This window comes from uncultured Sphingomonas sp. (genome assembly GCF_936927845.1).
Classification (GTDB): domain Bacteria; phylum Pseudomonadota; class Alphaproteobacteria; order Sphingomonadales; family Sphingomonadaceae; genus Sphingomonas.
Map to the genome: position 1 here is coordinate 21,391 of NZ_CAKZHV010000032.1, position 21,677 is coordinate 43,067.

The window sequence follows — 21,677 nt, forward strand, 5'->3', positions numbered from 1 at the left end:
CCAGCCCCAATCCTCTCGGCGGCACCCGCACGTGACACCCGCATCGTCGTGGCGGATTGAGCCGCCCGCGCGTTTGGACTAGCGAGCGCGGCATGAGCGCAACGATCGCCCTCGTCGACGACGATCGCAACATCCTGACCTCGGTGTCGATCGCGCTGCAGGCGGAGGGTTTCCTGACGCGGCTGTACCCCGATGGTGAGGCCGCATTGAAGGCGCTGATCGAGAACCCGCCCGATCTCGCGATCCTCGACATCAAGATGCCGCGGATGGACGGGCTCGAGCTGCTGCGACGCTTGCGCGAGAAGCAGACTACACCCGTCATCTTCCTGACCAGCAAGGATGACGAACTCGACGAAGCGTTGGGCCTGGCGCTCGGCGCCGACGATTACATCGCCAAACCGTTCAGCCAGCGACTGCTGATCGCGCGCATCCGCGCGATCCTGCGCCGCGCCGAGCTGTCCGCCGGACATGACGCCGACCAGGCCGAGGCAAGCGGGCCGATCGAACGCGGGCGGCTGGTGATGGATCCGGCGCGACACCGCGTGTCGTGGAACGGGACGCCGGTCACGCTGACCGTCACCGAATTCCTGATCCTGGAAACGCTGGCGCAGCGCCCGGGCATCGTGAAGACGCGCAACCAGTTGATGGATGCGGCCTATCAGGACGACATCTACGTCGACGACCGTACGATCGATTCGCACATCAAGCGCGTGCGCCGTAAATTCCGCGAGGTCGACCGCGACTTCGACTCGATCGAAACGCTGTATGGCGCCGGCTACCGTTTCTCCGAAGAGTGATCCGCTCGACCCGGCGCTGCGCTGGTCCGATCAGGTATCGCTGACCCCGCGTATTCTCGCGGTCAACGTCTTCGCGCTGCTGCTGCTCGGCGGCGGGTTCTTCTATCTCGATTCGTTCCGCACCCGCATCCTCGACAGCCGCGTCATGCAGGTGCGGCGCGAGGCGGGGTTGATGGCGGAAGCGTTGGCCGCGGCGCCGAATGCCGCGCGCCCCGCGCTGCTGACCCGGCTTGCGCGTGACACGGGCGCGCGGCTGCAATTACTCGACTCTCAGGATCAGGTGCTGCTCGACAGCGAGCAACTGGGCGGTCCCGCCTTCACCCTGATCGATCCGCGCACCGACGGGCTGAGCCAACGCGCCGCACGCTGGCTCGACGCCGGCATCGACTTCATCGTTCGAGCCCCCTCCTCGCCCAATTACGATCCGGCGCGCAACCGCATACCACCAGATCCCGATATGGCGCGCCAGACGCTTGCGCTGTCGGCGACGGTGTGGCGCGCGCCCGATCGCACCCCGGTGATCACTGCCGCCGCGGCGTTGCCCGATCGCTCGACCATTCTGTCGACGATCAACGCGCGCGACATCACCGAACGGGTGCGTGTCGAGCGCTATCGGCTCAGCCTCGTCGTGCTGACCGCGCTCGCGATCTCGGTCGCGCTATCACTATTCCTGGCGCGCACCATCGTCGGCCCGCTGCGTCGGCTCGCGCGCGCCGCGGTGCGCGTCCGGCTTGGCCGCGCGCGCGAGGTGGTGGTGCCGCGCCTGCCCGACCGCCGCGACGAGATCGGCATGCTGGCCCGCGCGCTGTCTGACATGAGCCTGGCGCTGCGCGCGCGGATCGACGCGACCGAGGCATTCGCCGCCGACGTGACGCACGAGTTGAAAAACCCGCTCGCCTCGCTGCGCAGCGCGGTCGACGTGCTCGCCCGCGTCGACGACCGGGAGGCGCAGGCGCGGCTGCTCGCGATCGTCGCCGACGACGTGCACCGACTCGACCGGTTGATCAGCGACATCTCGGAAGCATCGCGACTCGACGCTCAATTGAGCCGCGCCAAGTTCGAGCGGATCGATCTGGTCGCGATGATCGAAGGTCTGCTCGCGCAGCGCGCGCAACGCGGATCGACGCGCGGCATTCGTCTCCACCTCGACGTGCTACCAGAGGCGGACGCGCCGGTGATGGCGGAGGGTGCGCGATTGGAGCGGGTGTTCGACAACCTGCTCGACAATGCGCTGTCCTTTTCCCCCGACCGTGGCATCGTCTCGATCGCGGTTCGCCGCGTCGACGGCGACGTCGAGGTACGCGTTGAAGACGAGGGGCCGGGCGTGCCCGAGGAAGCGCGGGAAGCGATCTTCCGCCGCTTTCACTCGGTGCGCCCGCACGAGGAAGCGTTCGGCAAGCATTCCGGTCTCGGCCTCGCGATCGCGCGTACGATCGTCGAGGCGCACCAGGGCAGTATCGCGGTCGAGAGCCGCGAGGATCGGCTGAGCGGGGCGCGCTTCGTGGTGCGCCTGCCGATCGCCGACGATGAGACGCTGGCGTGAGCGATGAACCGACCAGCGCGCGTGTCCACGCGACCACGGTGGCGATCGACGGATGGGGCGTCATGCTGGTCGGCGCGTCGGGCGCGGGCAAGTCCGATCTGGCGTTGCGGCTGATCGATCGCGGGGCGGTGCTGGTCAGCGACGACTATACCGATCTCGCGCAGCGCGGCGACGCGCTGATCGCGACGCCTCCGCCAAACATCGCCGGACGAATGGAGATTCGCGGCCTCGGCATCGTCGACCAAGCGTTTGCCACCTCCATCCTGATCCAATTGGTGGTAAGCCTAGGCGATGAGATCGACCGGATGCCCGAGCCGCGCTGGCGCACGATCGCCGGAGTGCGCGTGCGCGAGATCGTGATCGATCCCCACCCCGCCTCCGCGCCGATCAAGGTCAAGCGCGCGTTGAAGCTGTTCGCCATGGGGGACGCGGCGTGACGATGCAGGTGCTGCTCGTCGTCGGCATGTCGGGGGCGGGCAAATCGACGGTGTTGAAGACGCTGGAGGATATCGGCTGGGAGACGGTCGACAACCTGCCGCTCACGCTGCTGATGCGCTTTCTCCACGGCACGCAGCCTGAGGCGGGAGCGGAGAACCGCCCGCTCGCGCTCGGCTTCGGTGCGCGCACGCGCGATTTCGATCCCGACGCGTTCATCACCCAGGTGACCGCACTACGCGAGCGTGCCGACTTGGACATCGGATTGCTGTTTCTCGATTGTTCAAGCGACGAACTCGCCCGCCGCTATGCTGAGACGCGCCGCCGTCACCCGATGGCGGAGGACCGCCCGGTACGCGACGGCATCATCGCCGAACGCGGGCTGCTCGCGCCGCTTCGGCGTTGGGCCAATCGCCTGATCGACACGACGGACCTCAACGCGAATGCGCTGGCGCAGCAAATCCGCACCCTGTTCGGCCGCCATGCCGAAGCCGCCACGACGCTGACGATCGAATCGTTCGGCTTCTCGCGCGGGGTCCCGCCCGAGGCCGATCTGATGTTCGACATGCGCTTCCTGCGCAACCCGCACTGGGAGCCGGCTTTGCGCCCCAGAACGGGACGCGATCCCGCGGTCGCTGCCTATATCGCCGACGATCCCGCCTACGAGGAAGCAGTGAGCCGGATCGAGGATCTGCTGCTGCTGCTGCTGCCGCGCTACCGGGCGGAGGGAAAGCCCTATGTTACGGTTGCGTTCGGGTGTACCGGGGGCAAACATCGATCGGTGCACGTGACGGAGCGAGTGGCGGCGCGGTTGCGCGACGCGGGATTTGCGCCCACCATTCTGCATCGCGATTTGGCGGCGGCGCCGCAGGACACGCTTGAGGGGCGACCGCAGGGTCAATGAACGGTAAGTCAATGCAGATCATCGGGCTGGTGCTCGTCACGCATGGCCGCCTGGCCGACGAATTCGTCACCGCGATGGAACACGTGGTCGGCCCGCAGAAGCAGGTGCAGACGGTCGCGATCGGCCCCGACGACGACATGGAGGCGCGCCGCGCCGACATCGCGCAGGCGATCGCCGACGTTGATGGCGGACGCGGCGTGATCGTGCTGACCGACCTGTTCGGGGGCACGCCGTCCAACCTCGCCATCTCCCTGATGGAGCGGGGTCGGGTCGAGGTGATCGCGGGCATCAACCTGCCGATGCTGATCCGGCTCGAATCAGCGCGCAAGGCGATGTCGGTCGTGGCGGCCGTGGCGGCCGCGCGCGAAGCGGGTCGCAAATATATCTCGGTCGCATCCGAAGTGCTGGGCGAGGCGGCGGCGTGAGCGCGTCGCGCACCGTCGAGATCACCAACCGCCGCGGGCTGCACGCGCGTGCCAGCGCCAAATTCGTGACGCTCGCCGCCGGGCAGCCGATCCCGGTCGAGGTGACGCGCGGCGGGTCGACCGTCACCGGCACGTCGATCATGGGATTGATGATGCTGGGTGCCGCCAAAGGCGACACGATCACGATCAGCGCCGAGGGCGACCAGGCCGAGGCGGTCGTCACGACGATGTGTGCGCTGGTGGAGGACAAGTTCGGCGAGGAGTGATCCCGCCGAGCCCGCGTAACATGCCGCGCACAATCACCGCTTATTCCAACCCGCTGATCAAGCAGGTCCGCGACCTGCGCGACAAACGCCATCGCCGCGAACAGGGGATGTTCCTGGCCGAGGGACTGCGCATCCTGACCGAGGCACGCGAGACCGGGCGTGTGCCGCGCTACCTGTTCTTCGCCGCGGCGTCAGCCGGACACCCGTTGGTCGGGGCGCTGATCGACGCGGTCGAGGCGTCGGGCGGTGAGGCGATCGAGACGACGCCGGATATCCTCTCCAAGTTGTCAGGCAAGGACAATCCCCAGGCGGTTGTCGGCGTGTTCGCGGCATTCGAGACGTCGCTGTCCGCGCTCGACCGGACGAGGTCGCCGATCTGGCTGGTGGCCGAGCGGTTGCGCGATCCCGGTAATCTCGGCACGATCCTGCGCACCGGCGATGCGGTCGGTGCCGGCGGGCTGATCCTCGTCGGCGAGTGCGTCGATCCCTTCTCGGTCGAGGCGGTGCGGGCGAGCATGGGAGCGCTGTTCACCGTGCCGATCGTGCGAACCGAGTGGGCGCCCTTCCTCGATTGGCTTCGCGCCGGGCCGGGACAGTTGGTAGGCTTGAGCCTGCAGACCGAACACGATTACCGCACCGCCGATTATGCCGCGCCGACGTTCCTGCTGACCGGCAACGAGGCGCAGGGGTTGCCCGGCGATTATGAGACGGCGTGCGATCTACTGGTCAAGCTGCCGATGCTGGGCAAGGCCGACAGCCTGAATGCAGCCGTCGCGACCGCGGTGATGGCTTACGAGGTGCTCGCCCGGCATCGTTGATACTGTTGGCGCGACATCGCGACGCGCTCGCCTAGTTGGACGGTCCACCGCCTGACCAACAAAGATCAGCAACGAAGCGCAAAGCCGTGGGTTCTGTGCGCCGTGACCACTGGCTTTCCGACCTTCCTTCGCCTTCCCGCCGCCACGCTCAACGACCTGCCCGACACGCATGTCGTGGTGTTAGGCGCGGCCGAGGCGACGCCGTATGATCCTGCCAAGCGCAGCCATTCCGCCGATGCGCCCGGTGCAATCCGAGCGGCATCGCAGCAGTTCGCCGGGCAGGTATCGCAGCACGACTTCGACCTGGACGCTACGTTGCTGGCCAAAGGTGGCGACCCGATAACGATCGGCGTCGACGTCGGCGATGTCGTCACCAAGGTACAGGACGCCGCGGGCAACCGCCACCGCATCGCCGCGGCAGTCGAGCAGGTACTGGCAGCGGGCGCGCTGCCGGTGGTGCTGGGCGGCGACGATTCGGTGCCCATCCCGGTGCTCGCCGCTTACGATCGCTTCGGTCCAGTGACGGTGGTGCAGATCGACGCGCACGTCGACTGGGGCGGGACGATCCAGGACGAGGACAACGGCTATGGCTCGCCGATGCGGCGCGCCGCCGAGATGCCGTGGGTAACGGGCATGCTCCAGGTCGGCATTCGGGGGCTGGGCAGCGGCGAGGCGTGGCAGCACGACGACGCGCGTGCCTTCGGCGACCAGATCGTGACCGCGCGCGAGTGGCACCGGCGCGGGGCCGAGGCGGTGCTGAGCGAACGGCCGGCGGGTGAGCGCTACGTCGTGTCGATCGATTGCGACGGGATCGATCTTGCCGCCTTTCCGGCGGTTGCGATGCCTACACCCGGCGGCCTTACCTATGAGGATTGCCTCGACCTGTTCCACGGGCTCGCGGCGCGCGGGCAGATCGTCGGACTGATCCTCGCCGAGTACGTGCCGAGCCGCGACGACCCGCAGCGGCTCTGCGCGCAGATCGCAGCGCGGCTGGTGACCGTCGCGATTGGGCTGATGCGGCGCTGAGCCCTTACTTCGCCGCGGCGTCGTAGCTGAGTTTGGTCAGTGGCCGCACCGCCTGCTCGCCGACCGGCAGCGACTCGATCGACTTGGTCCCGGTGTCGATGTTGAGCGCCTCGAAGCGACGCGCGCTGGTCAGCACCTGGCTCTCCAAGCTGCCGACGAACGAATTGTACGCACCCATGGCGGTGTCGAGGTTCTTGCCGAGCTTGGCGACGTGCCCGCCCATCACCGCCAGACGGCTGTAGAGCTCCTTGCCGAGCGTTGCGATCTCCTGCGCCTGCGCGGCCAGCTTTTCCTGCCGCCACACCGCCGAGACGGTGCGTGCGATCGCGATCAGGTTGGTCGGCGTCGCAAGCAGCACGCGGCGGTCGAACGCATCGTCCCACAGCTTTGGATCATGCTCCAACGCCGCGCCGAGGAAGTGTTCGCCGGGCACAAACATGATGACGTAATCGGGCGCGTCGTCGAACTGCGTCCAATAGGCCTTGGCGCCGAGCGCGTTGACGTGGTTGCGCATCGACAAGGCGTGCGCGGCGAGGCCGAGCTGGCGCTCGTTCTCGTCTACCGCGCCGAACGCGTCCTGATAGGCGTTGAGCGACACTTTGGCGTCGATGATGAGCGACTTGCCACCGGGAATTCGGACGATCGCGTCGGGTCGCAGCCGCGCGCCGTCATCGAGCGCGACGCTCACCTCCATCTGGAAGTCGGTGTGCTCGGCGAGTCCGCACGACTCGAGCACGTTGCGTAGCTGCTGCTCGCCCCAGCGACCGCGTGCCTTGGGCGCGTTGCGCAGTGCATTGACGAGCTTGGCGGCCTCGCTCGACACGCGTTCCTGACCCTCGCGCATCGCCTTGATCTGACCATCCAGCTGTCCGAACGCGCTGCGGCGCTCGGCCTCGATCCGCTGGACCCCTTCCTCGTACCGCAGCAGGCGGTCGTTGACGGGTTGCAGCAGCGCCTTGATCCCCTGCCCCGTCGCTTCCTCACTTTGGCGCAGGCGTGCCTCGGCGCGGTCGAGGAACTGCTTCTGCGCGTCGCCGAGCGCGGATTGCGCGACTTCCTTGAAACGCAGGCTCATCTCGTCGGCAGCAACCTTCAGATCGGCGATACGCTGCTCGGCGGCGCGGCCCTCCGCTTCCAACCGCGAGACGTGGAGGCGAGCGCTTTCGCGTTCGTCGCGCACCTGGGCAAGCTCGCTGCGGAGCTGTTCGGCCACGCGGGCGCGTTCCTCGGCCCCGGCGAGATCGGCGATGGCGCGGCGGAACTGCTCGGTCTGCGCGTCGCGTTCGGCACGGGCCGCATCGCGCTCGCTGCGGAGCTGATCGCGCTCGGCGGCGACGCCGGCGGTCGCCTGGCGGGTCAGGAACCAACCCACCGCGATGCCGACGACCAGTGCGATGAAGGCGATCAGCAGTGTCTCGGCCATGCGGCGCTCCGGTGGAAGGTCTGTAAAGTCACACCCTACGCGGCTGCGCGCGGGCCTGCGCGCGTGTGAGGGCGGCGCAGGCGGCGGAACATAGATCGAACGACCGGTATAGGATAGGGGTTATGTGCCGCGCGGGCGTGCCGCGCGAGAAGGACGCGGGCTTCTGGATCAGACCCGAGGTGGCGCTTGGTTCGGCGAGGCAAGACGCTTCGCACGCAACCTACCCACCCCCAGCCCCTGCCTTCCAGAGAGGGGAGCAGTGGCGTCAGCCGTTACGGCGCATTTTCTCAAGCTTCTTCATTAACATGCCGCGCTTCAATCGCGAGATGTGGTCGGTGAACAGCACGCCGTTCAGGTGATCAATCTCGTGCTGCATGCACGTCGCCATCAACCCGTCGAACTCCTGCTCGTGCGGCTGGCCGTCGGTGTCGAGCCAGCGGACGTGGCAGCGCGCGGGGCGGGTCACCTCGGCATATTGTTCGGGGATCGACAGGCACCCCTCGTTGTAGGTCGAGGTTTCCTCGCTGGCCGAAACCAGCTCGGGATTAATGAACGCGTGCGGATTGCGCGTACCACCTGCGTCGGCCTCCGCCTCGTTCTCGGCCGGCTCCTCGCCCTCGGGTCGCTCCTGCAGGTCGATGACGACGATGCGCTGGAGGATGCCGACCTGGCTGGCGGCGAGGCCGATGCCGCGCGCGTCGTACATCGTGTCGAACATGTCGGCGACGATGCCGCGCACCTCGTCGTTCACTTCCGTGACGGGCGCGCACACCTTGCGCAGGACGGGATCGGGAACCTCGACGATCGGGAGAATGGCCATGACGCGGGCAGCTAGGTCGCCGTTATTCGGGCGTCAAGCGACAGGGCGGCGCGCGCGCAGCGCCTGGGCGAGCGTCCCCTCGTCGAGATAGTCGAGCTCGCCGCCGACGGGCAGGCCGTGCGCGAGCTGGGTCAGCCGCACCGGATAACGCTCGAGCCGGTCGGCGACGTAGTGCGCCGTCGTCTGCCCCTCCAGCGTCGCGTTCATCGCCAGTACGACCTCGTCGATCTCGCCCTTGGCAACGCGCGCGACGAGCGGCTCGATCGCGAGATCCTCAGGCCGCACGCCTTCAAGCGCGGACAAACGCCCGCCGAGCACGTGGAAGCGACCGGGGAACAATCGCGAGCGCTCTAGTGCCCATAGGTCGCTCACATCCTCGACCACGCACAAAGATCGCGGATCACGGCGCGGATCGGCGCAGATCGCGCACGGATCGCTGGTGTCGACGTTGCCGCAGGTCGAGCAGGTCGACAGCCGCTCCTCGACCGCGGTCAGCGCGGCGCGCAGCGGCACCAGTGCATTCTCGCGCTTCTTGACCAGGTGCAGCACCGCGCGCCTGGCCGAGCGTGGACCGAAGCCGGGCAGACGGGACAGCGCCTGCGTCAGCGCCTCGATCTCGGGGGAAGCCATGCGTGGTATATGGCGATCCCCTGCCCTCGGCGCCAGCGTGGGGTGACGCGTGCTGCGCGATGTGGAAAAGGCGCAGCCATGCGGATCGTCTTCATGGGAACCCCCGACTTCGCGGTGCCGACGCTCGACGCACTGGTGGAGGCCGGGCACGAGATCGTCGCGGCGTACAGCCAGCCGCCGCGGCCGGGCGGGCGACGCGGGCGCGAACTCGTCGCCTCGCCGGTGCAGCGGCGTGCCGAAGCGCTGGGCATCGCGGTGCGAACCCCGGTGTCGTTGAAGGGCGCGGACGAGCGGGCGGCGTTCGCGGCGCTGAACACGGACGTCGGCGTGGTCGCGGCCTACGGGCTGATCCTGCCGCAGGCGGTGCTCGATGCGCCGCGGCTCGGGTGTCTGAATGTCCACGGCTCGCTCCTGCCGCGCTGGCGCGGGGCGGCGCCGATCCAGCGCGCGATCATGGCAGGCGATACGGAGACGGGCGTCGGGATCATGCAGATGGAGGCGGGGCTCGACACCGGGCCGGTGCGACTGGAGGGGCGCACCCCGATCGAGCGCAAGACTGCGGGCGAGTTGACCGCCGAGCTGGCGCAGATGGGCGCGCGATTGATGGTCGAGGTCCTCGCCGACGTGGACGCGCATCCGCCGGTGCCGCAGCCGAGCGACGGCGTCACCTATGCCGCGAAGATCAGCAAGGCAGAGGCGAAGATCGATTGGACCCGCAGCGCGCGCGAGATCGAGCGGATGGTGCGCGGGCTCAACCCGGCGCCGGGCGCGTGGTTCGAGGTCGCGGGCGAGCGCGTCAAATTGCTCGCCGCCGACGTGCTGCCCTTCACCTTTCCCGGCAGCGAGGGCGTGACGGTCGATGCGGCGCTGACGATCGGATGCGGCGACGGCGCGATCCGCCCGACGCTGGTGCAGCGCGCCGGGCGGGGGGTGACGAGCGCGGCCGAGATGCTGCGTGGCTTTCCGGTTCGGTCGGGCACCGAGCTCGCGTGACGCGCTTCGCGCTGACGGTCGAATTCGACGGGCGGCCGTTCATGGGGTGGCAGCGCCAGCCGCACGGTGCGAGCGTGCAGGGCGCGATCGAGGACGCGCTGCACACGATCACCGGCGAGGTGGCGACGGTGCATGCCGCCGGGCGGACCGACGCGGGGGTGCACGGTCTCGCGATGCGTGCGCACGTCGATGTGGCAAAGGCGATCACGCCGTTTCGGCTGATGGAGGCGCTCAACGCGCGGCTCAGGCCGCAGCCGGTCGCGGTGCTGGCGTGCGAGGAAGTGGCGGACGACTGGCACGCGCGTTTTTCGTGTCTGGGGCGCTCCTACGAGTACCGCATAGTCAATCGTCGCGCGCCGCTGACGTTTGAGCGTGGCCTCGCCTGGCAGGTGCCGCAGCCGCTCGACGCGGAGGCGATGCACGCGGGCGCTCAGATGCTCGTCGGTCGCCACGACTTCACCACCTTCCGCTCGGTCCACTGCCAGTCGGCGAGCCCGGTCAAAACGCTCGCGCAGCTGGGCGTGCAGCGCATCGGCGACCGCGTGATCGTGGAGGCGGCGGCGCGGTCGTTCCTTCACCATCAGGTGCGATCGATGGTGGGGTGTCTCGTCCTCGTCGGGCTTGGGCGGTGGAGCATCGCGCGGCTGCGCGAGGCGCTGGAGGCAGCGGACCGCGCGCAATTGGGCCTCAACGCTCCGCCCGACGGGCTGTTCTTCGTCGCCGCCGATTACTGATGACGCTTCACTGGCGCGAGAAGCGCGCGGCGAGCTCGGTGTGGGTCGACCAGCGGAACTGCCCGACCGGCACGATCCAATCGAGATGATAGCCACCTTCGCACATGATCTTGGCATCGCGCGCGAAGCTACTGGGATTGCACGAAACATAGGCGACGTGCGGAACGCGTGCGGCAGCGAGCGCGTCGATCTGCTCGCGCGCACCGGCGCGCGGCGGATCGAGCACGACCGCGTCAAAGCGGTCGAGCTCGGCGGTGGTGAGCGGGCGACGGTAAAGGTCGCGGTGCTCGGTGAAGACGAGCCGCTGCGCCCGGTCGGCGCCAGCCTTCAATGACAGGATCGCGTCGCGCCCGCCCTCGGCGGCATAGACGCGGCCGGGCAACGAAAGCGCGAAGGTGCCCAGCCCGGCGAACAGGTCGGCGGTGATCCGCGGCGTGCCGATCGCCTCGTGCACCGCGGCAACCAGCGCCGCTTCGCCCTCGCGAGTCGCCTGGAGGAAGGCGGCGGGGGGTAGCGGTACCGGCGTGTTGCCGAGCGTGATCGTGACCGCGTCGGGCTCCCAATGCGTCTCGGGCCCGAGCCCATCGTCGAACGCGATCCGCGCGACGCGGTGCGCCTGCGCGAAGTCGGTGATCGCATCGGCGTGGCTAAGGCCCGAAGGCGTCACGCCGGTGATCAGCACGTCGACGCCCTGATCGGCGAGGATCAGGTGGACGTCGAGCCGGCGCTTGGGTTTGAACACCGGCAGCAGCCGCTTGAGCGGACGCACCAGCGCGAACAGCTCGGGCGCGAGCACGTGACACTCGTGCAAGTCGATCAGCTGGTGACTCTTCTCGGCCGCAAAGCCGAGCCGGCCGGCGGGGTCGTAGTGGAGCGTCGCGCGACGACGCGTCCGCGGCGGGGAAAGCTGCGCTGCGCGTATCTCGGTCGTCAGCCCCTGCGCGGAGAGCGCCCCGGCGATGCGGTCGGTCAGGAAGGCGGACCAGCTCTCGTCGTCCAGGTGCTGGAGCTGGCACCCGCCGCACTCGGGAAAATGGCGGCAGGGCGGCGTCTGGTGGTGCGGGCCGGGGGTGATCGTACCGTCGGGCGCGAGGTGGTCGCCGGGGGCGGCCAGGCGCACGTGGCGACCGTCGTCGGCCACGCCTTCGCCGCGCGCCGCAACACGTGTAATGATGCTCATCACCGCGCCCTAGAGCGATTTGCGCGGTCCGTCACGACGCTGCGGCGCGCGCACCCGCCAGCGCGCGGGCGAGCTCGTCAGCGATGAAGGCCGCGCCGCACGCGCGCGCTGCTTCGCCGTGAAGCCAGACGCCCGCGGCGGCGGCATCGAGCGGGTCAAACCCGGCGGCGAGACGCGCCGCGATCGCGCCCGCGAGGACGTCGCCGCTGCCGGCGGTCGACAGCCAGTTGCTCGCGGCGGGTGCAAGGCGAGCCCGGCCATCGGGCGCGGCAATCACGGTGTCGGCGCCCTTGAACACGACGACCGCACGCGCCGCCTGCGCGGCGTCGCGCGCGCGGTCGAGCTTGCTGCCCTGCCCTTCTCCGAACAGCGCCGCGAATTCACCCGCGTGCGGGGTCAGGATTACCGGCTCGGCGCGGGCGCGGATCAGCTCGGGCGTGACGAGATGCAGCGCATCGCCGTCTATAATCAGGGGGTGGCGGCACGCCAGCGTGCGTTCGACCAGCACGCGCATCGCCTCATCGCGGCCGAGCCCCGGCCCAATCACCAATGCCCCGATTCGCCGATCGTCGAGCACCTCGTCGCTGAGCGCGCGACGGACGAGCGCGTGCGGCGCGGCGGGGATCGTCGCGCCGAGCAGTACGACATAGCCCGCGCCCGCGTGCATCGCCGCGCTCGCCGCCAGCTCGGCCGCGCCCGCCATTCGCCCCTTGATGATCGCGACCATGCCGCGGTTGAACTTGTGCGAAGACGGGCCCGGCGCTGGCAGGCGCGGTGGCGCGACAACGCACGTCCGGTCGCCTGCCTCCACGCCGATCTCGATCAGCCGCAACGCGCCGCAGACCTGCGCGGCGGGTTGCAGCAGGTGCGCGGGCTTGAGCGCGCCAAGCGCCAACGTGATGCTGGCGTGATAGGGGCAACCCAGCAGCGCGCCGCTGTCGCCGTCCATCCCGCTCGGCAGATCGATCGCAACCGTCAGGTGCGCCGCCGCAGACAGGCGCTCCAGGCGCGCCGCTGTTGCATCGTCAAGCGCGCGCGACAGGCCAATACCGAACAGCGCGTCCACCAGAACGGGCGCGGGCTCAGCCGTTGCGAATGACTCGACCGTGCCCTGCCAGGCACCGCGGGCGAGACGAGCCGCATCGGTCCGGGGCTCGGCCAGTGCGGCGACGCGCACCGGATGGCCGAACGCGGCGAGCGTGGCCGCGATCACGTAACCGTCGCCGCCGTTGTTGCCGGGGCCGCACAACACCAGCACCTCGCCCCCGGCGGACAGGCGACGGATCGCGTGCGCGCAAGCCTCCCCTGCGCGCCGCATCATCGCTTGCGGACTGTCGCCGCCCGCGAAGGCGCGTGCCTCCGCCGCGCGCATCTCGGCGACGGTCAGGACGGCGGCATCCGCGATCGGCGTCACTTCGCCGCCGCACCCCTCACGGTCGCGGGCAGGCGATAGATGTCGTCGCCGAGCGCGACCTCGATCTCGTTCGCGCCCACCAGCGTCACCTGCGCCGGCAGCGCGCCATCGGCGGCGACCACGCCGCGACCGTCCTTGGTGACGAGCAGGCGGCGAAATCCCCCGTCGGGATGCCGAACGGTCAACACGAGCCCGCGGTCGCTTTCCTGCCGCTCGACGCTGCACACGCGCGACAAGGTGGCGGCGGCACCGACCGCGCAGTTGAGCAGACCATCGTCCGCCGCCTCCTGGTCCTGCACTGCCTCGACGTTCGCCAGCACCTGCGTGTTCGCGGTCTGCTCGGGCGAGCAGGCGGCGGCGAGGCAGGCGAGCACGATCGCGCTAGATGTCCGCGTAGACATGCGTCTCCGCTCGCGCGCCGGGATGAGTGACAGCGCCCTTGTAGGCAGGACCGACGTTCTGAGCATAACGCCACAATGCGCCCGAGCCATAGTCGTTGCGCCGCGCCTGCCAGCGCGCGCGGCGATCAGCGAGCACGTCGTCGGCGACGGCGAGGTCGATCGTGCCCGCCTCGGCGTCGATGCGGATGGTGTCGCCATCCTCGACCAGCGCAATCGGGCCACCGTCCGCCGCCTCGGGCCCCACATGGCCGATGCAGAAGCCGCGCGTCGCGCCCGAGAAGCGCCCGTCGGTGATCAGCGCGACCTTCTCGCCCATGCCGAGCCCGTAGAGCGCGGCCGTGGTCGACAGCATCTCGCGCATGCCCGGACCGCCTTTTGGCCCTTCGTAGCGGATGACAACGACCTCGCCCTCGCGGATCGCGCGCGCCTCGACCGCGGCGAAGGCGTCCTCCTCGCAGTCGAAGCAGCGCGCCGGACCTTCGAACTGCAACCGGTGCATGCCGGCGACCTTCACGATCGCACCATCGGGAGCGAGTGTGCCGCGCAGGCCGACGACGCCGCCGGTCGGGGTGATCGGCGCGCGCGCGTCGTAGATCACCTTCTGATCGGGGTTCCACGTCACCTGCTCGATGTTCTCGGCGAGCGTTCGGCCGGTGACGGTCAGGCAGTCACCGTGGAGCAATCCTTCCGCCAGCAACGTCTTCATCAGCATGTAGACCCCGCCCGCCTCGTACATGTCCTTGGCCACATATCGGCCGCCGGGTTTCAGGTCGGCGATGTAGGGTGTCGTCTTGAAGATCTCGGCGACGTCGAACAGGTCGAAATCGATCCCCGCCTCGTGTGCCATCGCGGGCAGGTGCAGCGCGCCATTGGTCGACCCGCCAGTGGCCGCGACGATACGCGCGGCATTCTCGAACGCCTCGCGCGTGCAGATGTCGCGTGGGCGGATGTGGGCGGCGAGCAACTCCATCACCTGCGCGCCGGCCGCGACTGCAATCTGCTCGCGTGAGGTGTAAGGAGCTGGCACCATGTTGCTGTTCGGCAACGACAATCCGATCGCCTCGCCGACGCAGGCCATCGTGTTGGCGGTATACTGCCCGCCGCATGCGCCATGACCGGGACACGCTACCTTCTCGAGCGCGTGCACTTCGCTGATCGGGCAGGTACCCGCGGCATAGCGGCCGACGACCTCGAACACGTCGACGACGGTCACGTCGCGGTCCTCGAACCGGCCGGGCAGGATCGACCCGCCATAGACGAAGATCGAGGGCACGTTGAGCCGGAGCATCGCCATCATCATGCCGGGCAGCGACTTGTCGCAGCCCGCGAAGCCGACGAGCGCGTCATAGCAGTGGCCGCGTACGGAGAGTTCGACCGAGTCGGCGATCACCTCGCGGCTGACCAGGCTCGACTTCATGCCTTGGTGGCCCATCGCGATCCCGTCGGTGACGGTGATGGTGTTGAAACGGCGCGGCATGCCCCCGCCCTGCTCCACGCCGCGCCGCGCCGCATCGGCCTGCGCATCGAGCGTGGTGTTGCACGGCGCGCTGTCGTTGCCGGCGGACGCGAGCGCCACGAAGGGACGTGCGATCTCCTCCTCGGAGAGACCCATCGCGTAATAATAGCTGCGGTGCGGCGCGCGCCCGGGACCGACCGAGACGTGGCGGCTCGGCAGGCGGTTCTTGTCGAAACGGGTGGTCATGTCGCGCGCTATGCTGCGCGTGCGCAAGCTATGGCAAGGCTAGAAGCAGCCGATTGTCAGAAAAGATCGCGCAAACCCCTCAGCAGCCGATCAGCCGAGCTGCGCGAGCGCCTGCTGGACACCTTCCATCGTGTAGGGCTTGGGCAGCATCGGACGATCGCGGTATTCGGGCGCGATGTCCTCGCCGCCGCCGCCACTCGCGAAGACGAACGGGATGTTCTTTGCCGCCAGCGCCTCGGCGATGGCGAAGCTCTTCTCGCCGCCGCGCAGGTTGACGTCGAGGATCGCGGCATCGAGTGCGCCTTCCGCCACCATCGGCAGCGCCGCCGCCACGCTGTCGGCGGTGCCGGCATGCTGGCGATCGAGTGCGTCGAGGAAGTCCTCTAGCATCATCGCGATCAGCGGTTCGTCTTCGACCAGGAGCACGCGCATCGTCATCCCGCCCCGCAATAACGCGCGTGCCGGGGAGCGCAACCTCGGGTGCCGACGACTTGATCCACGTCAACCATTCGCCAGCGCGTCGCGCGCCGCCTCGGCGAGCTGCTGAACCGAGAAGGGTTTGGGCAGGAAGGCGACGTGGTCGAGGTCAATCGAGCGCCGCAATTGTTCCTCGGCATAGCCCGACATGAACAGGATCGGGATATCGGGGTAACGCTGCCGCACCGCACGCGCGAGCGTCGGACCGTCCATCACCGGCATCATCACGTCCGACACGATCAGGTTCGGTCGATCGGCGGTATCGAGCAGTTCGAGCGCGGCCTCGCCGTGATCCGCGGCGAGCACCGTATAGCCCTGCCGCGTCAGCGCGCGCTCGGCAATGGCGCGGACCATGTCCTCGTCCTCGACCAGCAGGATGGTGCCGCTACCCCAGGTGTCGGTCGGCTTGGCACGCGTCGGCGCCCGCGGCGCGGCGCTCTCCTCACCCGCGGCATGGACTGGGAAATAGATGGTGAAGGTCGCGCCCTGGCCGGGGCGCGAATCGGCGAAGATATACCCGCCGGATTGCTTGACGATGCCGTAAACCGTTGAAAGGCCGAGCCCGGTACCCTTGCCGACCTCCTTGGTGGTGAAGAACGGCTCAAAGATCTTCGGCAGCACCTCGGGCGGAATGCCGGTGCCGGTGTCGGTGATCTCGAGCGCGGTGTAATCGCCCAGCGGCATGATGTCGGTACCGCGCGCGCGCAGTTCGGCGATCGTCGCGGCGCGCGTCTGGATCGTGACGCGTCCGGCACCGCCGGTCGCACTTGCGCCCTTGGCGAGCATCGCGTCGCGCGCGTTGACCGCGAGGTTGACGACGACCTGTTCGAGCTGGCCCGGATCGGCGCGCACCGCGCCGAGATCGCGGCCGTGCTTGACCTCGAGCACCACCGTCTCGCCGAGCAGCCGGCGCAGCAGCGTCGACACTTCCGACACCACGTCGGGCAGTTGCAGCACCTGCGGGCGAAGCGTCTGCTGGCGCGAGAAGGCGAGCAATTGCCGCGTCAGGCTGGCAGCGCGGTTCGAATTGGCGCGAATCTGCTGGATGTCGTCGTAATCGCTGTCGCCGGGCGAATGGCGCATCAGCATCAGGTCGCAGTGGCCGATGATCGCGGTCAGGATGTTGTTGAAATCATGCGCGACGCCGCCCGCTAACTGGCCGACCGCCTGCATCTTGGTCGCCTGCGCCACCTCGCGCTTGAGCCGATTCTCCTCGCCATTTTCCTTGAACGACAGCAGCACCGAGGCGCCGCCGAAGCCGCGCGTCGCCGCGATCGACAGCGCGACGGGTTCGTCCGGATGATCCTTCAGGCGGATCGCGAGATCGGCCGATTGCGCGCCGCCGGTGGTGAAACGGCGCACCGCGTCGGCGACCGCGGCCTTGTCCTCGCGGACCACCAGGTCGCCGGGATAGAGCGGCGGCGCGGCGGGCTCGACACCGGCCATGCGCGCGAACGCGGCGTTCATGGCGATGAAGCGCCCTTCGCGGTCCACGAGCGCGAGGCCGAAGGGGATCACCGACAACAGGGTCTGCACGTCGTGCGGGTCGCCGACCGCGGGCGCGGTGCCGAGATCGTCGACCAGCGCGACGAGCACGGGCGACTGATCGCCGCTGCTGAGCGCGACCTGGAGCAGGCGCAGCGGCCCTGCTTCCTCGTCACGGGCGAAATGAACGGTCCCATGCGCGTCGCCGACGAGCAATTGCGCGAGGTCCTGTCCCGCAATCGGTGCATTGGGCTGGCCGAGCGCGCGCGCGCAGAGCACACGATTGCCCGCGATCACCTCGCCGGACGGAGTCATCAGCGCGGCCATGATCCCCGCCGCGCCGAGCCGATCGCCCAGAGCGCCGTCGATCTCGCGCGCCAGGCCGTCCACCGTGTCGACCGCGCGCTGCCCGGCGAAGCGCCAGACGAGGTGATCGCCCGCATGCCCCGAGCGCGTCACCTCAACCGACAGCGGCGCACCGGCGACCTCGATCCGCGCGAGCACCGCCTGCCCGTCGCGCCACGCGTCGCGCCCGGCGGCGGTCAATCGCGCGAGGTCGGCGTCGGACACGGCGAGCGCGGGTGGCGTCGGGAACCCGCCGCACAACGTCTCATACACCGGGTTGGCGCAGACGAGATGCCCGTCCCGTCCCGTGACTGCCACTGCGTCGGCATTGGCGCCCGCCAGCGCGGCGGCCAGCGACCAGTCAGGGGTCGGCTCTGGCGCAGGCGTTTTCGCGAATGCCACCCGCAAGCCGATCGCGACGCCCGCGATCACCACCGTCGCGGCCACGAAGCCCGCCGCGACGATGACGCTGCCGATCATCCACAGCACCACCCCGCCCGCGATTGCCCCGGCGGCAAGCGCGATCAGCAGCCCGGCGCGTGGGCCGCTCGTTGTTCCTGTTCCCCCCAGCCGCATCGACGCGAGATCGTCACCAGATCTTCACGCGCGCATCGGGCGCCAGGTAGAGCTTGTCGCCCGGCTTCGGCTGGAACGCCGCATACCACGGGGCCATGTTGCGGACGATGTCGGTGCGCTGCTGCGACGGCGCGTGCGGATCGGTCAGCAGCCGCTGGCGCAGGTTCGCCTCGCGGTAATTGCGCCGCCACACCTGCGCCCAGCCGAGATAGAAACGCTGATCGGCAGTGTAGCCGCCCAGCACCGGCGCGGGTTTGCCGCCGAGCGAGGCGTGATAGGCATCATAGGCCGCCGACAGGCCCGCCAGATCGGCCGAGTTCTCGCCCAGCGTCAGCGCGCCCTTCACGCGCATGCCGGGCAGCGGTTCATAGGCGTCATATTGATCGACGAGACGCTGGCTGAGTGCATTGAAGCGCTGCACGTCGGTGTCGGTCCACCACTGCGTCAGCCGGCCGTGCGCGTCGTATTTCGCACCCTGATCATCGAAATGATGGCTCATCTCGTGGCCGATGACGGCGCCGATGCCGCCATAGTTGATCGCGGGATCGGCCTTCGGGTCGAAGAACGGCGGCTGCAGGATCGCGGCTGGGAAGGTAATCGCGACCAAGCCGAAGTTCGCCTGCGCGTTGACCGTCATCGGGGTCATACCCCATTCCCAGCGATAGATCGGGCGGCCGAGCTTGGTCACGTTATAGTCGTGGCGCCACTGGTTTGCGCGCAGGCTGTTGCCGAACGCGTCGCCCGCCTTGATCGTCAGCGCGGAATAATTGCGCCATTTGTCGGGATAGCCGATCCGGGGCGTGAAGGCGGCGAGCTTCGCGTGTGCCTTCACCTTGGTTTCGGGCGCCATCCAGGTCAGCGTGTCGATGCGGCGGTTCATCGCCTGGATGACGTTCCTGACCAACTGGTCCGCCGACGCCTTCGTCTCGGGCGGAAAGTAGCGTGCGACATAAACCTTGCCGACCTCGTCGGCGAGTGCGGCGCTGGTGAAGTCGACGCTGCGCTTCCACCGCTCCTGCTGCTGCGGCGTGCCGCTCAGAACGGTGCCGTAGAAGGCGAAATTCTCGGCGTCGAAGGCGCGCGGCAGCACGTCGGCGAAGCCGTCGAGGCTGCGCACCAGCAACTGGTCGCGCAGCACCGCGATCGGTGCGGCGCCGATCTCCTGCGCGATGCCGGTGATCGCGGTCGGCTGCGCGACGATCAGCGTGTCGGCCGCGGTCTTGTTGGCGCGCATGAAGGTCGCGAAGTCGAACCCGGGCGCCGATTGCTGCAACTGCGCCAACGTCATCTTGTTGTAGGTCTTGTCGGCATCACGGCTGTCGATGCGCGTCCAGCTGGCCCGGGCGATCTGCGTCTCGAACGCAACCAGCGCAGCGGCGCGCGCCTCCGCATTCGGCTCCCCCGCCAGCGTCAGCAGCCGCGCGAGATGCGCCTGGTACGCCGCCTTGGTCTGCGCGAGCTTGGCGTCGGTGCTGAGGTAATAATCGCGGTCGGGCATGCCGAGCCCGGCCTGCGATACATTGACCGCGTAGGTGTCGGGGTCTTTGTCGTCCTGCCCGACGTACACACCGAAGGGAATGTCGACGCCGTTGCGGTCGGCCTCCGCGAGCAACGCGGCATAGCCCGCCTTGTCGACCGCCTTGATCTTGGCGAGCCACGGCTGGATTGGCGCGAGCCCGGTGCGGTCGATCGCACCGGTGTCGAGATAGGTGGCATAGGCCTGACCGATCTTCGAGCCACGATCGCCGTGCGCCGCCTCGAGCAGTCCGCGCGTCCGCTCACGCGAAAGGTCGGCCAGGACCGAGAACGCGCCGTAATTGGCCTCGTCGGCCGGGATCTGCGTCGTCTTCGCCCAGGTGCCGTTGGCGTAATCGTAGAAGTCGTCGCCCGGCTTGACCGAGCGGTCCATGCCCGCGGTGTCGAAGCCGAACGTGCCGTAGCGCGGACCCGCGCGGGAGATCTCGTCCGTCTTGGCGGTTGGCTGCTGCGCCGCCGTCTGAGCAACGAGCGCCGCGGGGATCAGCGCGGCGACGGAGAGTGCAGGAAACAGGATCGAACGACGCATGAACAATCACCCGTACGAGGAATGATCATTCCTTAGGCGGCGCCGCGGAAGCGCGCCAGCCTGCCGATGACGCTTATCCCAGCGGTCGATCACCCGCCGGAACGAACCGTCAATCGTGCTGGTGCCGGTGGCGCCACTTGCGCGCGATCCACGAGCGCCAGCCAAGCGCCGCCAGCGCGTAGCCCAGCAACGCGCAGACAGTGGTGATCAACAGCAGCCCGAGCACCAGCGGCGGACCAGCGTTCCAGAGCCACTGCAGCCAGCCGGTCGCCGCCTCCGTCACCGGCTGCGCCACTGCGGGCGCGTTGGTGCGCAGCAGCCACGCGCCGATCTGATAGGCGGCGAACAGGATGAACGGCGTCGTCAGCGGGTTGGTGATGAAGGTGGTGAGCGCGGCGACCGGCACGTTGGCGCGGAACGGCAGCGCGATCAGCGCGGCGATCGCGATCTGTCCGACGGGAAACAGGATGCCCGCGACCATGCCGAGGGCGACGCCGCGCGGCACCGAACGGCGCGTGAACCGCCACAATTCGGGCGCGAGCACACGGTGCGCGACCGGGCGGAGCAGCCGGCTCTTCTCCATCGATTCGCGCGTCGGCAGGTTGCGCCTGCTCCACGCCGCAAACCGGTCCCACGCCGTCATCGGCCGAGACGCCATCAGCCGTGGTCGCGCATGATGCGGCCGGCGTCGCGCTTCCACTCGCGCTCCTTGATGTGTTCGCGCTTGTCGTGCGCTTTCCTGCCCTTCGCCAACGCCAGCTCCACCTTCGCCCGCCCCTGCCCGTTGAAATAAACGGTCAGCGGGACCAGCGTCATGCCCTCGCGCGCGACCGCGCCGTGCAGCTTGTTAATCTCGCGCTCGTGAAGCAGGAGTTTACGCGGGCGCTTGGCCTCGTGGTTGAAGCGGTTGCCGTGGCTGAATTCGGGCACGTTGGAATTGACCAGCCACACCTCGTCGCCGCGCACCTCGGCGTAGCTTTCCGCGATCGACCCTTCGCCGAAGCGGAGCGATTTCACCTCGGTGCCGGTCAGGACGATGCCGGCTTCGTACACGGTATCGACCGCGTAATCGAACCGCGCGCGGCGGTTTTCGGCGACGATCTTCTTTTTGTCGAAGGTGGCAGGCTTGGGACGCGACATGGCCGCGATGTAGGCACACTGGCGGGCAGCGGCAAAGGGCGATCGTTACGATTGGGCGTGAGCCGGGGGCGATCCGCC

22 protein-coding genes are annotated in these 21,677 nt (G+C 68.8%); 10 read left to right on the top strand and 12 right to left on the bottom strand.

What is annotated here, in order from left to right; translation table 11 throughout:
• The first annotated feature begins 92 nt into the window (after nucleotides 1–92).
• The 8 genes from Q0579_RS05470 (at nucleotide 93) to Q0579_RS05505 (ending at nucleotide 6,214) form a co-directional block, all read left to right on the top strand.
• Nucleotides 93–797, top strand: coding sequence for a response regulator transcription factor (locus Q0579_RS05470; RefSeq protein WP_298810014.1), 705 nt, complete (start codon nucleotides 93–95; stop codon nucleotides 795–797).
• Nucleotides 766–2,340 carry an ATP-binding protein gene (locus Q0579_RS05475; protein WP_298810017.1) on the top strand — a complete coding sequence of 525 codons (1,575 nt, stop codon included), beginning with the start codon at nucleotides 766–768 and terminating at the stop codon, nucleotides 2,338–2,340. Before Q0579_RS05470 ends, Q0579_RS05475 begins: the two co-directional genes overlap by 32 nt.
• A complete protein-coding gene (locus Q0579_RS05480; protein WP_298810018.1) occupies nucleotides 2,337–2,777 on the top strand; it encodes an HPr kinase/phosphatase C-terminal domain-containing protein in 441 nt (146 codons plus the stop codon). Before Q0579_RS05475 ends, Q0579_RS05480 begins: the two co-directional genes overlap by 4 nt.
• A 2-nt stretch (nucleotides 2,778–2,779) precedes the next feature.
• Entirely contained in the window at nucleotides 2,780–3,679 is a 900-nt protein-coding gene (gene rapZ / locus Q0579_RS05485) for an RNase adapter RapZ (protein WP_298810191.1), read from the top strand.
• A gap of 17 nt (nucleotides 3,680–3,696) precedes the next feature.
• The gene (locus Q0579_RS05490; RefSeq protein WP_298810193.1) at nucleotides 3,697–4,104 is read left to right on the top strand and encodes a PTS sugar transporter subunit IIA; all 408 of its coding nucleotides are present in this window, start codon (nucleotides 3,697–3,699) and stop codon (nucleotides 4,102–4,104) included.
• On the top strand, nucleotides 4,101–4,370 hold the full coding sequence (locus tag Q0579_RS05495) for an HPr family phosphocarrier protein (RefSeq protein ID WP_298810021.1): 270 nt from the start codon (nucleotides 4,101–4,103) through the stop codon (nucleotides 4,368–4,370). Before Q0579_RS05490 ends, Q0579_RS05495 begins: the two co-directional genes overlap by 4 nt.
• 20 nt (nucleotides 4,371–4,390) lie before the next feature.
• On the top strand, nucleotides 4,391–5,188 hold the full coding sequence (locus Q0579_RS05500) for an RNA methyltransferase (protein WP_298810023.1): 798 nt from the start codon (nucleotides 4,391–4,393) through the stop codon (nucleotides 5,186–5,188).
• A 102-nt stretch (nucleotides 5,189–5,290) separates the two neighbouring features.
• Nucleotides 5,291–6,214: an arginase family protein gene (locus tag Q0579_RS05505; RefSeq protein WP_298810026.1), complete on the top strand. Its 924-nt coding sequence runs from the start codon at nucleotides 5,291–5,293 to the stop codon at nucleotides 6,212–6,214.
• 4 nt (nucleotides 6,215–6,218) lie between these two features.
• Here the strand turns inward: Q0579_RS05505 and rmuC are convergent, their stop codons facing one another.
• The 3 genes from rmuC to recR all read right to left on the bottom strand — a co-directional run bounded on the left by rmuC (nucleotide 6,219) and on the right by recR (nucleotide 9,087).
• Nucleotides 6,219–7,637 (bottom strand): DNA recombination protein RmuC, encoded by a 1,419-nt coding sequence (gene rmuC / locus Q0579_RS05510; protein WP_298810029.1) that lies wholly within the window; start codon nucleotides 7,635–7,637, stop codon nucleotides 6,219–6,221.
• A 265-nt stretch (nucleotides 7,638–7,902) separates the two neighbouring features.
• Entirely contained in the window at nucleotides 7,903–8,457 is a 555-nt protein-coding gene (gene def / locus Q0579_RS05515; RefSeq protein ID WP_298810031.1) for a peptide deformylase, read from the bottom strand.
• Nucleotides 8,458–8,490: 33 nt separating this feature from the next.
• Nucleotides 8,491–9,087: a recombination mediator RecR gene (gene recR, locus Q0579_RS05520; protein ID WP_219769072.1), complete on the bottom strand. Its 597-nt coding sequence runs from the start codon at nucleotides 9,085–9,087 to the stop codon at nucleotides 8,491–8,493.
• A gap of 78 nt (nucleotides 9,088–9,165) precedes the next feature.
• On the opposite strand from recR, the gene fmt reads away from it, so the two are divergent.
• A complete protein-coding gene (gene fmt, locus Q0579_RS05525) occupies nucleotides 9,166–10,080 on the top strand; it encodes a methionyl-tRNA formyltransferase (protein WP_298810036.1) in 915 nt (304 codons plus the stop codon).
• Nucleotides 10,077–10,814 (top strand): tRNA pseudouridine(38-40) synthase TruA, encoded by a 738-nt coding sequence (truA, locus tag Q0579_RS05530; RefSeq protein WP_298810039.1) that lies wholly within the window; start codon nucleotides 10,077–10,079, stop codon nucleotides 10,812–10,814. Before fmt ends, truA begins: the two co-directional genes overlap by 4 nt.
• Before the next feature lie 7 nt (nucleotides 10,815–10,821).
• Here the strand turns inward: truA and Q0579_RS05535 are convergent, their stop codons facing one another.
• The 9 genes from Q0579_RS05535 to smpB all read right to left on the bottom strand — a co-directional run bounded on the left by Q0579_RS05535 (nucleotide 10,822) and on the right by smpB (nucleotide 21,599).
• Nucleotides 10,822–11,994 (bottom strand): class I SAM-dependent RNA methyltransferase, encoded by a 1,173-nt coding sequence (locus Q0579_RS05535; protein ID WP_298810042.1) that lies wholly within the window; start codon nucleotides 11,992–11,994, stop codon nucleotides 10,822–10,824.
• 31 nt (nucleotides 11,995–12,025) lie between these two features.
• Nucleotides 12,026–13,408: an NAD(P)H-hydrate dehydratase gene (locus tag Q0579_RS05540; protein WP_298810045.1), complete on the bottom strand. Its 1,383-nt coding sequence runs from the start codon at nucleotides 13,406–13,408 to the stop codon at nucleotides 12,026–12,028.
• Nucleotides 13,405–13,809 (bottom strand): hypothetical protein, encoded by a 405-nt coding sequence (locus Q0579_RS05545; RefSeq protein ID WP_298810047.1) that lies wholly within the window; start codon nucleotides 13,807–13,809, stop codon nucleotides 13,405–13,407. Before Q0579_RS05545 ends, Q0579_RS05540 begins: the two co-directional genes overlap by 4 nt.
• On the bottom strand, nucleotides 13,790–15,511 hold the full coding sequence (gene ilvD / locus Q0579_RS05550) for a dihydroxy-acid dehydratase (protein ID WP_298810050.1): 1,722 nt from the start codon (nucleotides 15,509–15,511) through the stop codon (nucleotides 13,790–13,792). Before ilvD ends, Q0579_RS05545 begins: the two co-directional genes overlap by 20 nt.
• Nucleotides 15,512–15,601: 90 nt before the next feature.
• Entirely contained in the window at nucleotides 15,602–15,949 is a 348-nt protein-coding gene (locus tag Q0579_RS05555) for a response regulator (protein WP_298810053.1), read from the bottom strand.
• Between the two features lie 63 nt (nucleotides 15,950–16,012).
• Complete coding sequence (locus tag Q0579_RS05560; protein WP_298810056.1) at nucleotides 16,013–18,394, bottom strand: response regulator; 2,382 nt, start codon at nucleotides 18,392–18,394, stop codon at nucleotides 16,013–16,015.
• Nucleotides 18,395–18,407: 13 nt separating this feature from the next.
• Nucleotides 18,408–20,459 (bottom strand): M13-type metalloendopeptidase, encoded by a 2,052-nt coding sequence (locus Q0579_RS05565; protein ID WP_298810059.1) that lies wholly within the window; start codon nucleotides 20,457–20,459, stop codon nucleotides 18,408–18,410.
• Nucleotides 20,460–20,568: 109 nt separating this feature from the next.
• Entirely contained in the window at nucleotides 20,569–21,102 is a 534-nt protein-coding gene (locus Q0579_RS05570) for a DUF2062 domain-containing protein (protein WP_298810062.1), read from the bottom strand.
• A gap of 14 nt (nucleotides 21,103–21,116) precedes the next feature.
• The gene (gene smpB / locus Q0579_RS05575; protein WP_093002347.1) at nucleotides 21,117–21,599 is read right to left on the bottom strand and encodes an SsrA-binding protein SmpB; all 483 of its coding nucleotides are present in this window, start codon (nucleotides 21,597–21,599) and stop codon (nucleotides 21,117–21,119) included.
• Nucleotides 21,600–21,677 lie beyond the last annotated feature (78 nt).

Coding starts and splice junctions, on each gene's coding strand:
- Q0579_RS05475 (WP_298810017.1), top strand. CDS start 766: ATGGCGCCGGCTACCGTTTCTCCGAAGAGTGATCCGCTCGACCCGGCG.
- rmuC (WP_298810029.1), bottom strand. CDS start 7,637: ATGGCCGAGACACTGCTGATCGCCTTCATCGCACTGGTCGTCGGCATC.
- rapZ (WP_298810191.1), top strand. CDS start 2,780: ATGCAGGTGCTGCTCGTCGTCGGCATGTCGGGGGCGGGCAAATCGACG.
- Q0579_RS05560 (WP_298810056.1), bottom strand. CDS start 18,394: ATGCGGCTGGGGGGAACAGGAACAACGAGCGGCCCACGCGCCGGGCTG.
- smpB (WP_093002347.1), bottom strand. CDS start 21,599: ATGTCGCGTCCCAAGCCTGCCACCTTCGACAAAAAGAAGATCGTCGCC.
- Q0579_RS05535 (WP_298810042.1), bottom strand. CDS start 11,994: ATGAGCATCATTACACGTGTTGCGGCGCGCGGCGAAGGCGTGGCCGAC.
- recR (WP_219769072.1), bottom strand. CDS start 9,087: ATGGCTTCCCCCGAGATCGAGGCGCTGACGCAGGCGCTGTCCCGTCTG.
- Q0579_RS05545 (WP_298810047.1), bottom strand. CDS start 13,809: ATGTCTACGCGGACATCTAGCGCGATCGTGCTCGCCTGCCTCGCCGCC.
- def (WP_298810031.1), bottom strand. CDS start 8,457: ATGGCCATTCTCCCGATCGTCGAGGTTCCCGATCCCGTCCTGCGCAAG.
- Q0579_RS05570 (WP_298810062.1), bottom strand. CDS start 21,102: ATGACGGCGTGGGACCGGTTTGCGGCGTGGAGCAGGCGCAACCTGCCG.
- ilvD (WP_298810050.1), bottom strand. CDS start 15,511: ATGACCACCCGTTTCGACAAGAACCGCCTGCCGAGCCGCCACGTCTCG.
- Q0579_RS05500 (WP_298810023.1), top strand. CDS start 4,391: ATGCCGCGCACAATCACCGCTTATTCCAACCCGCTGATCAAGCAGGTC.
- Q0579_RS05565 (WP_298810059.1), bottom strand. CDS start 20,459: ATGCGTCGTTCGATCCTGTTTCCTGCACTCTCCGTCGCCGCGCTGATC.
- fmt (WP_298810036.1), top strand. CDS start 9,166: ATGCGGATCGTCTTCATGGGAACCCCCGACTTCGCGGTGCCGACGCTC.
- Q0579_RS05555 (WP_298810053.1), bottom strand. CDS start 15,949: ATGACGATGCGCGTGCTCCTGGTCGAAGACGAACCGCTGATCGCGATG.
- Q0579_RS05470 (WP_298810014.1), top strand. CDS start 93: ATGAGCGCAACGATCGCCCTCGTCGACGACGATCGCAACATCCTGACC.